Origin of the sequence: Flavobacterium arsenatis, assembly GCF_031456785.1 — a bacterium.
GTDB classification, from domain to species: domain Bacteria; phylum Bacteroidota; class Bacteroidia; order Flavobacteriales; family Flavobacteriaceae; genus Flavobacterium; species Flavobacterium arsenatis.
In genome coordinates, this window is sequence record NZ_JAVDVI010000001.1 from 218,222 (window position 1) to 233,287 (window position 15,066).

Below are 15,066 nucleotides of genomic sequence, written 5' to 3' on the forward strand. Positions count from 1 at the left end.
TAAATGTTGAAATCTAAAAATATCTTCTTATTCTCTTCATTGACATTCCTGATGTTGATTTTATTTTTATTGGATATTGGTTTAGGACAAGTTTCAATTCCGTTGAAGGACGTTTTCAAAAGCTTGACGGGACAAGAAGCTTCAAAAGAAACGTGGCAGTATATCATTGTAAATTTCAGATTACCGAAAGCGATCACGGCAATTTTAGTGGGAATGGGATTATCGATTAGCGGGTTGTTGATGCAAACGATGTTTCGGAATCCATTGGCTGGACCGTATGTTTTAGGTTTGAGTTCAGGTTCTAGCCTTGGAGTTGCATTTGTGATTTTGGGTGCCTCACTCCTGCCTTCTGTTTTTGGTTCGCTCGTTGCCTCTTCCTACGGCATTATAATTGCTTCTTGTTTGGGAAGTTTTATGGTTTTATCGGCGGTTTTGGTCGTGTCCCAACGGCTGAAAAACACCATGTCCATATTGATTGTAGGCTTAATGTTTGGGAGTTTCACGAGTGCTTTTGTAGGCGTTTTGACGTATTTCAGTACAGCCGAACAATTGCAGAAATTCACATTCTGGTCACTCGGAAATCTTGGAAATCTTCCGTGGACTTCCATCGTAATTCTTACCGTTTGTGTTTTTATCGGATTGTTTTTGAGTTTGGTCAGCATCAAATCGCTTGACGCTTTGCTTTTGGGCGAAAATTATGCGAAAAGCTTGGGATTGAATTTCAAGAAAGCCCGTTTGACCATTATTTTTGCAACAAGTATTTTGGCAGGAAGCATCACTGCTTTTGCCGGACCGATTGCTTTTATAGGCTTGGCGGTTCCGCATATTGCGAAATTGGTTTTCCAAACAAGCAGTCATCGCATTTTATTTTGGGGAACGTTGCTTTTTGGAGCCATTATCATGCTGATTTGCGACATCGTTTCGCAAGTTCCCGGAACGGATATTATCTTACCAATTAATGCGATAACTTCTATCATTGGAGCTCCGGTTGTGATTTGGTTGTTAGTAGGAAAACGTAAAATGATAGCCTGATGGAAAATAAAATCATCTTACATACAGAAGATATTTCAATTGGCTACAGCCAAAAAAACAAGCAAAAAGTTGTTGCGAAAAACATTTCCATTTCTTTAGAAAAAGGAAAATTAATTTCGCTTATTGGTGCCAATGGTATCGGAAAATCCACACTTTTAAAAACCATCACTGGTATACAGAAACCAATTTCAGGTCCAGTAAATTTAAACCACAAAAACATTTTTGATTATAGTTCATTGGAACTGGCAAAAGAGTTGAGTATTGTTTTAACCGAAAGCCTTCCGCCAAGTAATCTTACCGTTTTTGAATTGGTAGCTTTAGGAAGACAACCTTACACGAACTGGATTGGAACACTTACTGATGAAGATATTCTGAAAATAAATTCAGCAATTGAACTGACTCAAATCAGTCATTTGGTCGATAAAAAACATTACGAAATCAGTGACGGACAATTGCAGAAAGTTTTAATAGCAAGAGCTTTGGCACAAGACACACCTCTGATTATTTTGGATGAACCTACAACTCATTTGGATTTACTGCACAAAATTTCGCTTTTTAAACTGTTGAAAAAACTAACAAGTGAAACCCAAAAATGCATTCTTTTTTCTACCCATGATATTGACTTGGCCATTCAATTAAGCGATGAAATTATCGTGATGACACCTGAAAAAGTCATTCAAGATGAACCAAAGAATTTAATTCAAAATCACATTTTTGATGATTTGTTTCAAGATGAGAACATCCGTTTTGATACAGAAAAAGCTAAATTTATCTTTAAAGACCTTTAATTTGAGCTTTGTATGGCTTATCTTTATAGGAACAAAAATTTCAAAAATGAAAAAGTTGCTACCTCTATTATGCTGTTTTTATTGCTGTTTAGCCTTTTCTCAAGAAAAAATTGAGCTTACTCCAAATGGTTTTCCCACTGTAGTAATTGCAAAGCCAAATATTCCGCTTGAAAATCTTATTGAAGCTTCCAGAAGCTGGGCTTTATTTTACAATAAAAATGGTGCCGATGTATATGAAGTCACTTCAAACTCCTTGAAAATTGATGCTTTAAGAAAAGGTGCTTTCGCTTATTATAGCTTGGGCGAACGATTCACTTTTGATGTAAAATATACTTTGGCGGTAGAATTTGGCGATGCAAATTATACGCTGAAACTTACGGTAAAGGAAATCTATACCGATGACAAGCTCATAAAATCGACCCTTCCAGACTATTTTACCCCCGAGGGAAAACTAAAACAAGGCTTCGAGGATATAAAGCCTTCAATTGAAATTACGGTAAATAAATTGATTGCTTCTTTTGCAAGCTACATCCAACGATAATTAATTCCCTTTCAACAGATTGATACTTACTGTAGCGGTATCAGCATCTGGGAATCTTCTGAAAATGGTTGGATCCGGAAACAATCCAGCTTCAGATGCAACACTATTGAAAACATCAATCTCTACGATATATTGGTCGGAAAAACCGTGTGTGGCATCATAGGCTGTTGCCGAAGTTCGACCTAGATTTTCGGATGTAAGTTTTGGGTTTATCGTATGCAATTCTATCAAAAGCAAGCCAAATTTCCGAACATAAGGCGACCATTTCTGCAAATGTTCCAGCAGATTGTCTTCCACCAAATTGTTGCTGATTCGTTTTCCCCTGAAGGCAAATGCTCCTGATGATTTGCTGATTCTGTCCTTATTGACGTGTTTCGGTTCTTCCCAAATTCGATTATGATCCAAAAAGGTCCTTACATTCAATAAATCTTTCAAATCTATATTATAATTTTCTTTCAAATCATCTGAAAGCACATCAGGTCTTCCAATATCTCCCCAAATTACCTTTGCCCAAATATCGGCTTTGATCAAATTAGCCCTTGTCACTTTTAAAGCGGTTTGATTATAATCGGCTCCGACTAAAAACAAAGGATGTTCATCAAGCATTTTTCCGCGTAAAGTTTGTCTGTCTATTACCTCAAAAATATGTTGCAGGAAGGCACCGTTGCCACAACCCATATCCAAGATTCCTTTGGGCTGTTCTTCAATTGGCAGGTTGAAAAGCTTTACGATAATTTCATCCACCACTTTAAAATAAGTATCGTGAGCACCACCGCTTCCCCAAACATTCATCTCACGATCGACGTGGATTTCGTTTTCGCCATCGGCAACCATTCTTAAAACCGCTGGATCGCCAAAAATCAATTCTTCAATTCTTGCAAATGTTGGCAAATAGGAAACCGTAACACCATAAGCACTGGCTCTTTTGGCATAAAACAAACCCATTTCTGTAAATTGATAATTGCCATTCTTTTCCAAAAACCATCCAAGATGAACGAAGAAATCCAGTATTTTTTTAAAATTTTCAGGAGATTTATGAAACTCTTCCGGCTTGAAGGAAGTCTCCATAAAATATTTGTGAAACATCCCGTTCATCGCCAAACGAACGATTGTTGGACCTATTAAATATCCTTCGATATGTTTTAAGATTTGATTTTGAATGCTACGAGTAACTTCATCTTCGGAAAATGTTATCCCGTAATTCTTCTTGTATTTCTCAAAAATAATATTGAGTTTTTCAAACGGAGCATCTTCAAAAAGACGCGGATGAAATTTGGTAGAAAACTGAAGCAAATCGACTACATCTTCATACAAATGAAATAATGAAAAGGCTGTTTCTGTTTTGTTATTTATTGAAATGGTGATTTCTTGAGTAGCATTATCTACATCATATTCCAAAAAACCCTGTGAAGCGAGGATTCTCAAACCCACATTAAGATAGCCTTCATTTGCTTTAAAAGCAGTTGTAATTTCAGCTAATTGTGCTTGTTTTTTGTTTAAAATGAACTCTAAAACCCCTTTGTTTTTTAGTGCGATTGCAACTGGAGCAACCGCCAAGCCGTCGAGATGTTTGAAAATTGAACTTCTTAATTGAGATTTATCGGTCATATTTAAAAGAATGAAGGTTCTCTCAAATATAGTATTTTTTTAAATTGAAAGTTGCCTTTTCGCTTCGCCAATTGCAAAAGCTACAGAATTTGCAAGGTTGTAACTTCGAACCAAAGCCGAAATCGGAATCATTAAATGATTTTCGAACATTTCTAAAACCTCTTGGCTCAAACCAACACTTTCTTTGCCAAAAACGAGCCAGTCTCCGTCTTGAAATGTTTCTTTCAGATAAGACTTTTCAGCATGAGAACTGAACAGGAAAACGCGAGAAGTATCTGGAATTACTGAAACCCATTCGGCAACATTTTGGTATTCTTTCCAATCGAGATGTACCCAATAATCAAGTCCTGAACGTTTCAGATTCTTATCAGTAATTTGAAATCCAAACGGATGTATAAGGTGTAATCTATTTCCAGTTCCAACACATAAACGGCCTATGTTTCCGGTGTTGTTTGGTATTTCTGGTTCTACTAGGACGATGTTTAGCATAGAAGTTGTGAGTTGTGAGTTGTGAGTTGTCGGTTGTCGGTTGTCGGTTGTGGGTTAGCTGGAATTTTTAATTTTTAATTTTTAATTTTTAATTTTTAATTTTTATACAAAAAACTCCTCCACTTCCACTACTTCTCCAGATTTTAAATCTTCCAGATGAACGTTTCCAATTCTGACTCTCACCAATCGTAAGGTTGGAAATCCTACCGAAGCCGTCATTTTTCTGACTTGACGAAATTTCCCTTCGTTAACGGTGATGGAAGCCCAGCTTGTAGGTCCGTGGCGTTCGTCGCGTATTTTTTTGGAACGTGGTGCAAAATTTGGAACTTCTATTTTTGAAGCTTCACAAGGCAAAGTGATGTATTTCTGGCCTTCGAAACCAATTTCTACTCCTTCTTTCATTTGCTGGATGGCTTCGTCAGTAATCACGCCATCAACTTGAACATAATATTCCTTGTCCACTTTTTTGCTTCTCACTTTTTCACTCACTTTTCCGTCGGTGGTGAGGAGCAACAATCCTTCTGAATCTTCATCGAGTCGGCCAATCGCCATCGTTCCCTCTGCGAAAGCATACAATTCACCCAGCAGTTTTTTCTTCCTTTTCTGTTCATAAATAAACTGGCTCAAATAACCGTAAGGCTTGTGAATGATATAATGGTGGTGCTTCATTTTTGAGAATATTGGCAAAGATAAGTTTGTTTGGCAATTAAAACAATGTTAATTGAGTGGCATCTTTGGGTTATAAATCGTACTATTATAATACAAATCAACTTCAAAAAAACCAATGCTATGGAAAATAAAGATTTAGGTGCTAAAAAAGCCAATAACGAACAACAACTCAACGAAGGATTCAGTGGTCAGAACATGCCAAAAGATACTCCCGATTTGAAAAATGAAGTCGAAAAAGACAAGGACGGAAATGCTGACGTGGTGAAAAGAGCTCGAAATGTGGATGATAATGTAGAAGATTCAAAAGATGCTGGATCTGAAACTAAAACCACCAACAATGAAAATCAGAATCAGAAAACGGTTGAAAATAAGGATAAAAATTCTGACATAACGCCAAATCGCTATCCGAATTCGCATCCAGAAAACCATGAAGATCGAGGGAATATGAAGCTTGATGAGTAAAATTCTAATTAATTTGAACCATTAAGAAATTAAGTTTTAATGAATCTTAACTTCTTAATGGTTTTAAATTTTAATACTGTATAATCAGTTCCTTTATTAAATTCCGAACATGCGGTTCTGCTTTTCTAGCCGCTTCTAAAACTTCTGCGTGAGTGATTGACTCTATACTTTCCTCATTTCCCATATCGGTAATAACGGAAATCCCGAAAGTTTCCAAATCCATGTGACGCGCTACAATCACTTCTGGAACGGTTGACATCCCGACACAATCGGCACCTAAAATTTTCACCATTTTATATTCCGCCAAGGTTTCAAAAGTTGGCCCTTGCAAACCAAGATAAATTCCGTCCTGCACTTCAATATTCAAATCTTTGGCAATTTCTTTCGCCTTTAGCATCATCTTTTTCGAAAATGGTTCGCTCATATTAACAAAACGCGGTCCGAAACGTTCGTCGTTTTTTCCTCTCAAAGGATGTTCCGGCAACATATTGATTTGGTCTTTCAAAATCACGATTGAACCTACTTCATAATTTGGATTCACTCCACCCGAAGCGTTAGAAACAATAAGTTTTTTTATACCAAGGTATTTCATCACCCGAACCGGGAATGTCACTTCCTTCATATCATAGCCTTCATAAAAATGAAAGCGACCTTGCATTGCTACAACTTTTTTATCCTGAATGGTTCCAAAAACCAAAGCACCTTTATGTCCTTGAACCGTGGAGACTGGAAAGTTTGGAATTTCATTATAGGGTAGTGTAAACTCAACCTCAATATCATCTGTAAAACTTCCTAATCCTGACCCAAGGATAACACCATATTCTGGTGTGAAATTGGTTTTTTCTTTTATATAACTAACCGTTTGCTGTACTTTTTCCCACATTATTATTGTCTTTTTTCTTTTGAATTAAATATAATCAAAAACCGAGGCTTGATAATTCAAAAGTAAAACAAATTAGTTGAGTTAATCCATTTTTTGTAAATATTATAAGAACCTCTCCTTTAAGGATCATTCTGAATTTTACAAAAGATCTGGTGTATCTTTTTAAATTTATTTTAAAGATTTGAAAATGCTGGAAAATTCGGCAAATGTTTTATAAATTAAATTTGATATATTAAAAAAGGCTGTAGCATCTTGTTTGCTACAGCCTTTGAAATCTAGTTATGGGCATTATCTCATAACCTTGAAAAACACTATCTAACTACTAATTTTTTGGTTACGGATTTACTTCCTGCATATACTTTCACAAGATAAATACCGCTTGAAAGATTTTCAATGTTGATTTTACTTTCGGTAGTTTCCAAGACTTTGCTTCCTAAAACAGAATATACTTCCACTTTTGATATTGAAGAAATTTTGGAATCCACAGTTACGATATTTGTTGCCGGGTTAGGATACATGCTGATTGAATTGTTCAATTCATTTTCGTCAATTCCCAAATCACAATCATCTCCAACGGTATAACTAAAATAATTGGTAACCGCCAAACCGCCTGCAAAGGCAAATTTCACACCATAGGAAATCGTTGCTCCAAGTGTTTGCCCTGTTATGGTTTTAGAAAATGTCAATCCGCCTTGGTTCGTCATTTGTGATTCAGAAAAAGGAGTTTGTTGCCACAAATAGGCTACAACACCCACTTTATCAGTGTCAAGAAGTTCAAATGTAATGACAACATCGGTTCCAACGGTTTGAAATGAATAACTATAACCAATAGAAAAAGAACCCTGTTGAGCTCCAGAACTCGTTCCTGAACATGCAGTATTTGAATCTGGCAAAGTAGTCGCTTCTAAAACAATCGCATTATTTTCAGCTTCATTTCCAGATGCATCACTGGCTTCAATACTAAAACTATAAAGTGTTTCTGGCGATAAATTATTAATGATAACCGATTTCTGAACTCCGGAAACTCCAGCAACCGATGTTGATGTTGTTCCATACATTACATCATAAACCACAGTTCCAGAATTATCCGTGCTGTTCAACAATAATTCAACCGATGTTGCCGTAATCGCTCCAACTGTTGCCGTAAAGTTCATTGGTGCTTCGGTATCTTCGCCACTGCTTCCGCAATTATTTCCTACTACATAGCTGATGTATTTGGTAACCGAAAGTCCACCTGCATAGGCAAATTTAACTGCATAAGTAATAGTTGAACCCATTGTCTGACCTGATAATGTTTTCGAAAATTTAAGTCCGCCAACATTGTCCATCTGCGTTTCAGAAAAAGGAGATTGTTGCCATAGATAGGCTACAACGCCAACTTTATCGGTATCGAGCATTTCAAAACTTATCGTAACAGTGTTGCCAACGGTTTCAAATATTGCTTCATATCCAATTGTAAACGAACCTTGTTGAGCTTCATTTGATATTTCAGAACACGACATTACAGCCGAAACCGTTACATTCACAACTTGGGATGTGCTTTGTGCCTCACCATTGTCGGTTGCAACTGCAGTAATTGCATGACTTCCTACAGCTGGATTATTCCATTCAAAAGTGTAAGGTGCTGTAGAATCTTCACCTATTTTAATTTCTCCATCATAAAACTCTACCAAAGCGATCGTTCCATCCAAATCAGAAGCCGAAGCACTGATAGAAATAGTTGCTCCTTCAACATAAGAGGCTCCGTTCGTTGGAGAAGTAAGGGAAACTGCCGGAGCTGAATTTCCATTGGCAGAAACCAAAATCAACACTTCGTCATTTGCAGTATAGGTTCCATCGCTAACAGTTAATTTTACTTTATAAATACCTTCAACCAAATTAGAAACATTTGGCGAAGCAACATTCGCATCATTAAAAGCTATAACGGACGGACCGTAAATTTGTTCCCATGCATAAGTTATCGGTTGGTTTTCTGGGTCGTTACTCAAAGAACCATCAAGTGTGGCAGTTGTAGCTGGTAAAATCACTACTACATTTTCTCCTGCATTGGCAACTGGCGGAACAAATGTCAACGGCGAAGAATAGGCAAAAGTCATTCTTCCAAGGTTGAATTCTCCACTGGTTGCAACTAAACGCAAAATGTGTTGCCCTTGTGTGAAAGGAATGTTGTTGATGACTTTATTGGCCCAAGTTCCCCAATCGCTTGTGGTTGTAAAAGAAGTAGGTGGCATAATAGCGGTTCCATCAATTTCAAAATAGAAAGGTCCACCCCCATTGCTGTTTCCTGAAGCATATCGAAGTGTTGCATTGTACAAACCTGAAGTTTGCACATCGATGGTATATTCCATCCATTCTCCTGCTGCAATCCATCCAACTGTTGCCCCTTCTTGAGTATCCATGGCAGCATCAACATATTCATTTGGTCTATAGCCTCCTTCGTTAATTTGCGAAGTATCGTTATACGAAATACCTTGACCAACTCCTCCCTCAAATTTATCGTAATTCCCAGCTTCAACGATTCCTGGAATCTGAAATGCTGTTCCAGAAAAAGGAACCTGCTCTCCAACTTGTACGGAAATTATATTGGTTACATTGAATTGTTCTCCAATATAAACCTTTGCATACATGCTATGGATTCCCAAGGCTAGGTTTGGAGCCATCATTTGATACGGAGCTATAGTGTCTTCTCCTATAAAACTATCGCCATCATAGAAAGCCACTTTGGTTATGCCGTTTCCTTCTACAGTTGCAGTAAGATTGACACTTCCGCCAGGATAAGCCTGATAGAAATCGGCTGAAAGGACTCCTTCTGCATTGATATCTCTGCTTGTCACCATTTTATTGGCGGGAACTTGCAAGATATAACCATCAGAAAAAGTTACGCTAATTGGAGCGTCTCCATAATTATGAGCCACATAAGTCGTCACTCCATTATCAATAAAGGAAGCAGCGATTGGATAATTTGCCGTCACGGCGGAATTTACTCTTCCCAAAGCGTTCATGGCATGAAGCCAATGATAAGTTTGAGCATCAGAGATACCAAATTTCAAGCCTCTTTCCGGATAGGAATCATATAAATCTATCGCCGCTTGTGGGTTGGTAAATGAAAGATATTGCCAATAAACGTCGTGCCAAAGATTAGGATTGGCTTCGTTGCTCAAGATTCCTGTATTGGCGGAAATTTCGCTCCATAAAGATTCAGCATAAGCTGTGTTGTGTCCTAAATACAAAGAACCTCCGTGAATTGGATACATCTCGATACCATAAGCGGCAGCGATATCCGATGTCCAAAAAGTTTGGTTGTCATAACCATTACCCCAAATTCTTGAAGCCACTTTATAGCCATATCCTGGTTTGAAAGTCCTATCGTGCATGTCAAACCAATATTCTTCGGTTGCGGTTTGTTCTGTTGTATAGATGTAAATTCCCAAATCCCTGATAGCATCATTTTCTGTAATTGTTCCCCAATGAATTAAGGAAGAAGCAAACTGCATACTTTCGGAAGTAGATTCTTGGTCATTTCCAAAAGGGAAAGTCGCAAAACCATTTGCCCAACTATGTCCTGCATACGGACTGAAATTTCTCAAATAAGGAAATAATGGATCATTCCTGTCAGCGGAAGCGGCATCGCGAATCATCAAGTTGATCATCGGTCCCCATTGATCGACCCAACCAGGCTCGAATTGCTCCATAAACGAAGCGGCATGAATAAAATATCCCCAATGGAAATGGTGGTCGTTTATGTTATTGTCCTGACCATGACCGGCTGGATATCCGATCAAGGTTGACCAATTCGTATTATAGTAAAACAAAAAGGCAACCTCTCCTGCTTCGGCTTTAAGCCAATCTTCAAGCCTTTCTTTTATAGTTGCAACCATTTTATTTCTAGCCTCAACATCTCCCATTTCATCAGCAATTCTTGCAGTCTGGATCAATCGGTTCATTACTTGGCCTTCGTTGTAGGAATCGGTCCAAGTTGCAAGTCCATCATTTTCAATCTGGGCAATCTTGCTGTCCAATAACGCTGGACTGAATCCTTCGCTGTAATTATCTAGATAAGGAAGCGTTGGTAAAATTCCTTTAAATGTATGCTCAACCGTAAAAGTATTACTGTCTAGCGTCTTGATTTCGCCTCTGATAGAACTATAATTATAAGTACTTGGCTGTGGAGAACCCGAAGCCAAATTCGCCCATTGGTGAGGCAACAAACCCAACAACACATTGGTTTCAATTCCTTCTTTTACATCTGTTTCAACATTAAAAACGGTGGTAAGTTTAGATGTACTTTCGTTATAAGTATAAGTAGCTGTCGTATTCGTTGGAAAAACATAGGCGTATTTTTTATACTCATTTGCAGCTTGAGCCACACTTGGAGCCGAAGGAGCCAAATAGGCCATCGACCAATAATTTTGTCCGTTCAAGGTTGAAGTGTAAATGTTTCCAGCTTGTGTCCACGTACTTCCAACTGGTGCATAAACTGCAAAATCGGCCCCTTGATGTGAATTTGTAACCACCAACATTTCATTGGAAATGACTACCGTTCCTTCTATGATTTTTACACTGGCGACATCAGCCGCATTTTTTGTAAAATAGAGAAAAGGCATCCCGATTCCGGCAGTTGCTGTAAAAGAATGTGATCCATTGTTCCAGTTCATCGAAACCGTCCAGTCCGAATAATCTGAAACCGAAGCTTGACCAGCATTTAAACCTGAAACTCCAACCGTAATCGGCAAAGCGTCATCAATTGGCTGACTGCTTCCATTTGGTGTAGAAGTCGGAACGATATAGCTGACAACGAGTCCTTCGTTAACTGTTTTCAACGCCAATGGATAATTAAAAAGGTTGTTGGCGTGATTTTGTTTCACTAAAGCCGACCACCAATCGTTTGTAGGAACAGGTTTTCCAACAGCGTTTCCGCTTAATTGTGGCGTTCCTGATGGAAATCCGTTTCTTCCAGCGGAATCAGTTCCGGGAAATGCAGTCGTGTAGCTTCCTTCGCCTACAGTGGTAAATTGTGCGACCATGTTTTGCGACACAATCAATAAGATTAAAACAACTACTGCTTTAATACATTTTTCGTAATTATAAACCATAAAATTTATTTTTATGCTAATGTAATGGCAATTTTATTACACATCTATAATTACAACAATATACAAACCATACAGATTTGAGAAAGAAGGCTCAAGGAATGTATTTTACCTATACAACAACACTACAACGTTGTAGTTGAAGTGTTGTTATCACTGAACTTTATTGAGTTCTTGAAAAAAGAAAATAAAAATTCGTTATTTGTTTTTTGGATGAAGATAATTGAGAAACTGCTGGATTAAATCGAAAAACCTTAAACGCTTTTTTAATCCTAAAAAAAGTATTTATTCAGATAGGTAAAAATGGCTTTGTCGAAATTTTCTTCATCCGAAACAAAAGAACTTTTTATAGGAAGATAAAAAAGCTGCTCTTTTGGAAGCTGTCCTTTCAAGCGAACATAATCTTTTTCGGTTGTAATGATGATGTTGTTTTGGGCTTTGTTTTTAATCTCTAAAATATCTTTTTCAGAAAAATGATGATGGTCTGGAAATATTAAAACTTCATCATTTTCCTTTTTTAGATGCTTGAAGAACGGTTCGGGTTTTGCAATTCCGGCTAAAAGTAATTTGTCTGAATCTTTTATATCGGAAACTTGCAATTGCTTTTCTTCTGAAAAAATGGCGTCATCATAATCAACATAAGTAAAATACAATTCCTGATTTTGAGCCAGTTTCAATTTCTCTTTAATTGATTTTTGTTCGTCAAGCGAAAGATTCGCAGGGCATTTCGTGACGATGACAATATTCGCCCGTCTGGCTCCGTTCCTGCTTTCGCGAAGATTTCCGGTTGGCAGAATATAATCATCAGCATACAAATCATTGTAAGCTGTCAATAAAATATACAATCCTGCTTTAACTTTTCGGTGTTGAAAAGCATCATCCAATAAAATGATTTCGGGTCTGCCATTTTGTTTTAGTAATTGCTCGATTCCGTTTTTCCGATTGGCATCAACGGCAACTTGGACATTTGGGAATTTTTGATAGAATTGAAAAGGTTCATCACCCAAAATTTCGGTATTTGCATTTTCATCTGCCAAGATAAAACCTTCTGATTTTCGTTTATAGCCTCGGCTTAAAGTTGCAATTTTATATTTATCGGATAATAATCGGATTAAATATTCAATTTGAGGAGTTTTGCCCGTTCCGCCAACACTTAAATTCCCTACGGCAATAATCGGCAAATCGAAAGAATAGGATTTAAAGATTTCCATATCGTAGAGAAAATTCCTGAAACTGGTAACAAAGCCATATAAAATGGAAAATGGAAAGAGTATTTTTCGCAAAAAAATCATACTACGAAAATAATTATAATCTTTTACACAAACTATTATTTACAGCACAAAAGATTTTATCTAAAAATCACCTAACCCTCTAATTATTCATAGTTCTATTTTTTTAGACAAAAATGTTTTCGAATCTTGAACGATTTGGGACAATTTCATCAAAGAATTAAACGATTAGTATTCTGCAAGAAATAACCACTTTTCGGGTATCTCCCGTAAAAATAAGCTGGACAGACTCTGCAGAGGAAGGGGATGCATAAACAAAGAAATCAGGGCACCGCTACTTTCATTTGGTGTTTCAAAATATGAACATCCAACTTGCTTTCCTTCCCAATGTATTCGCCATCAACCTGAAAACTTACGGGCGAATCAGTGACAATCGTTGCCTTATCGGTAGAAATAATCTCCACATCTTCAGAATCTACAGGGATATTTCCCGAGATAATCTTTGCGAAAACAATCAGGTCCAGGTTTTTTAAGATGACGATCTCAAATTTCCCGTCGTTCATCTTTCCGTTTGGGTTGATGGTAACACCTGTTCCGTATTTTTGGGAATTTGCAATCACAATCATCCTTGCAACTGTTTCAATTTTAGTATTGTTGGCGGTAATTGTTGCTTTGAAAGGTTCTTCCTGTTCGCTCAAAGTGGTAATGGCCTGAAGTGCATATCCCATCATTCCTCGGGTTGAACTTTCTTCATAATTCTTTACTAGTTGAGCATTCAACCCCAAATCACTCAAATGCAGACTCTTGATGTTGTTGATGCACACCATGTCCATCTCCATATAATTGCTGTTGAAAGCAATTTCCAGATTTTCCTCCAAGCTCGAAGGCAAATTCAAATCAACCGACAAACCGTTGGCTGAACCAGCTGGCAAGATGCCCATCACCACATCAATATCCTGCAAAGCATCGGCCACCATCTTGATTGTCCCGTCGCCTCCTGCAATCAGTACCCTGTGTGGATTGTGTTGTTTGAAAGCTTCCCTGATTTTCTGTTCATCATTTTTTCCGGTGGTTTCATACACAAAAAAATCCATACCTTCCTTTTCTGCAAAAAGCTTCGCAGTCTCTGTAAACTCTGCCTTGTCCATATCGCCCGAAATAGGGTTTACCACCATCAAGATATTCTTTTTCACCGTTTTGTTTCTTTTATTGAGTAAATTTAGCTAATTTGTAGTATAAAAAAATATTAAAAATGAAGCCTGTCTTAAAATTATACCGAGGATATGCCAACGAACAAGAACTCATTGTAATGGGGCATGTTTTCAAGCCTACAACCAAAGAAGACTACGATTTTCAGAAGCGGAAATTCAAGAATGCCAAGTCGGTTATTCGGATGTTTCGCATCAAGACCCAAGCCAATGCCGATGTCTATTTGGAACGCCAAGGCATAAAAATTCATACCAAAACCCTCGACGACGGTTATTTCAAATTCTGCATTCCCATAAAAGAAGTATTGGGCTATGGATGGATGGATTATCGAGTGAGCATCTTCCACGAAGGCGAGGAAATTAGTGTCAAGGGAAGTTATGTTCGTCCACACGAAGGCAATTTGGGTTTTATCTCGGATATCGACGACACTTTTCTCGTGTCCCACACCCGAAACCCACTCAAGAAACTCTATATATTATTGTTCCGAAACGTAAACGACAGGAAGATTTTTGACGGAGCCGTTCCGCACTATCAAGCTTTATCTACCTCTGGAAGAAACAAGAAAAACGAACAAAACGCTTTTTTTTACGTGTCAAGCAGTGAGTGGAATTTATACCGATTCATCGTCCAGTTCACAGAAATCCACCAGCTTCCAAGAGCGGTTCTGTTACTGAAAGACATCAAAACCAGCCTTACCGATTTGTTCATTACCGGACGGGGCGACCACAACCATAAGTTCGAAAAGATAAAACACATCCTGGAGTTCTACCCAAATTTGGAATATACGCTGCTGGGCGACGATTCGCAACACGATCCCTACCTCTACGAAAACATCTGCAAGATCTTTCCCGTAACCGTCAAGGCTGTTTATATCCGGCAAACCGGCAAACACAAAAAAGCAAAATCAGAAGATGCGATGAAAAACATGGAAAGCCTCGGGGTTCAAGTTTGCTATTTCAAGGACAGCAACGAAGCGATTGAACATTCCAAAAGAATTGGACTCATAAAATAAGGCTGGCACTATTTCCTAACAGGTTTCCAAAACCTGTTAGGCATAAAACCTAAA

12 protein-coding genes are annotated in these 15,066 nt (G+C 37.8%); 5 read left to right on the forward strand and 7 right to left on the reverse strand.

Features of this window, described 5'->3' with window-relative positions; all coding sequences use genetic code 11:
- Positions 1-3 precede the first annotated feature (3 nt).
- Genes J2X31_RS00920 through J2X31_RS00930 form a run of 3 tightly spaced genes read left to right on the forward strand, consistent with a single transcriptional unit; the run spans position 4 to position 2,361 of the window.
- Complete coding sequence (locus J2X31_RS00920) at positions 4-1,032, forward strand: iron chelate uptake ABC transporter family permease subunit (RefSeq protein ID WP_310023656.1); 1,029 nt, start codon at positions 4-6, stop codon at positions 1,030-1,032.
- Positions 1,032-1,820, forward strand: coding sequence for an ABC transporter ATP-binding protein (locus J2X31_RS00925; protein ID WP_310023657.1), 789 nt, complete (start codon positions 1,032-1,034; stop codon positions 1,818-1,820). The genes J2X31_RS00920 and J2X31_RS00925 overlap by 1 nt, the downstream gene beginning before the upstream one ends.
- Positions 1,821-1,866: 46 nt before the next feature.
- On the forward strand, positions 1,867-2,361 hold the full coding sequence (locus J2X31_RS00930) for a hypothetical protein (protein WP_310023659.1): 495 nt from the start codon (positions 1,867-1,869) through the stop codon (positions 2,359-2,361).
- Here the strand turns inward: J2X31_RS00930 and J2X31_RS00935 are convergent, their stop codons facing one another.
- The 3 genes from J2X31_RS00935 to J2X31_RS00945 all read right to left on the reverse strand — a co-directional run bounded on the left by J2X31_RS00935 (position 2,362) and on the right by J2X31_RS00945 (position 5,127).
- Positions 2,362-3,969, reverse strand: a complete 1,608-nt coding sequence (locus J2X31_RS00935; protein WP_310023660.1) for a class I SAM-dependent methyltransferase — start codon at positions 3,967-3,969, stop codon at positions 2,362-2,364. It lies immediately after the preceding gene.
- Positions 3,970-4,008: 39 nt separating this feature from the next.
- Positions 4,009-4,458 carry a tRNA (cytidine(34)-2'-O)-methyltransferase gene (locus tag J2X31_RS00940; RefSeq protein WP_310023661.1) on the reverse strand — a complete coding sequence of 150 codons (450 nt, stop codon included), beginning with the start codon at positions 4,456-4,458 and terminating at the stop codon, positions 4,009-4,011.
- A 102-nt stretch (positions 4,459-4,560) separates the two neighbouring features.
- On the reverse strand, positions 4,561-5,127 hold the full coding sequence (locus J2X31_RS00945) for a pseudouridine synthase (protein ID WP_310023663.1): 567 nt from the start codon (positions 5,125-5,127) through the stop codon (positions 4,561-4,563).
- A 120-nt stretch (positions 5,128-5,247) separates the two neighbouring features.
- Here J2X31_RS00945 and J2X31_RS00950 point away from each other — a divergent pair, with 120 nt between their 5' ends.
- On the forward strand, positions 5,248-5,589 hold the full coding sequence (locus J2X31_RS00950; protein ID WP_310023664.1) for a hypothetical protein: 342 nt from the start codon (positions 5,248-5,250) through the stop codon (positions 5,587-5,589).
- A 70-nt stretch (positions 5,590-5,659) separates the two neighbouring features.
- Here J2X31_RS00950 and J2X31_RS00955 read toward each other — a convergent pair whose 3' ends face one another.
- The 4 genes from J2X31_RS00955 to J2X31_RS00970 form a co-directional block, all read right to left on the reverse strand.
- On the reverse strand, positions 5,660-6,472 hold the full coding sequence (locus J2X31_RS00955) for a purine-nucleoside phosphorylase (RefSeq protein WP_310023665.1): 813 nt from the start codon (positions 6,470-6,472) through the stop codon (positions 5,660-5,662).
- 311 nt (positions 6,473-6,783) lie between these two features.
- Complete coding sequence (locus tag J2X31_RS00960; RefSeq protein ID WP_310023667.1) at positions 6,784-11,565, reverse strand: glycosyl hydrolase; 4,782 nt, start codon at positions 11,563-11,565, stop codon at positions 6,784-6,786.
- Positions 11,566-11,834: 269 nt separating this feature from the next.
- A complete protein-coding gene (gene lpxK, locus J2X31_RS00965) occupies positions 11,835-12,854 on the reverse strand; it encodes a tetraacyldisaccharide 4'-kinase (RefSeq protein ID WP_310023669.1) in 1,020 nt (339 codons plus the stop codon).
- Positions 12,855-13,114: 260 nt separating this feature from the next.
- Positions 13,115-13,984 carry a diacylglycerol/lipid kinase family protein gene (locus J2X31_RS00970; RefSeq protein WP_310023670.1) on the reverse strand — a complete coding sequence of 290 codons (870 nt, stop codon included), beginning with the start codon at positions 13,982-13,984 and terminating at the stop codon, positions 13,115-13,117.
- Positions 13,985-14,043: 59 nt separating this feature from the next.
- Between J2X31_RS00970 and J2X31_RS00975 the strand changes: the two genes are divergently transcribed.
- Positions 14,044-15,012: an App1 family protein phosphatidate phosphatase gene (locus tag J2X31_RS00975; protein ID WP_310023671.1), complete on the forward strand. Its 969-nt coding sequence runs from the start codon at positions 14,044-14,046 to the stop codon at positions 15,010-15,012.
- The last annotated feature ends 54 nt before the right edge of the window (positions 15,013-15,066 follow it).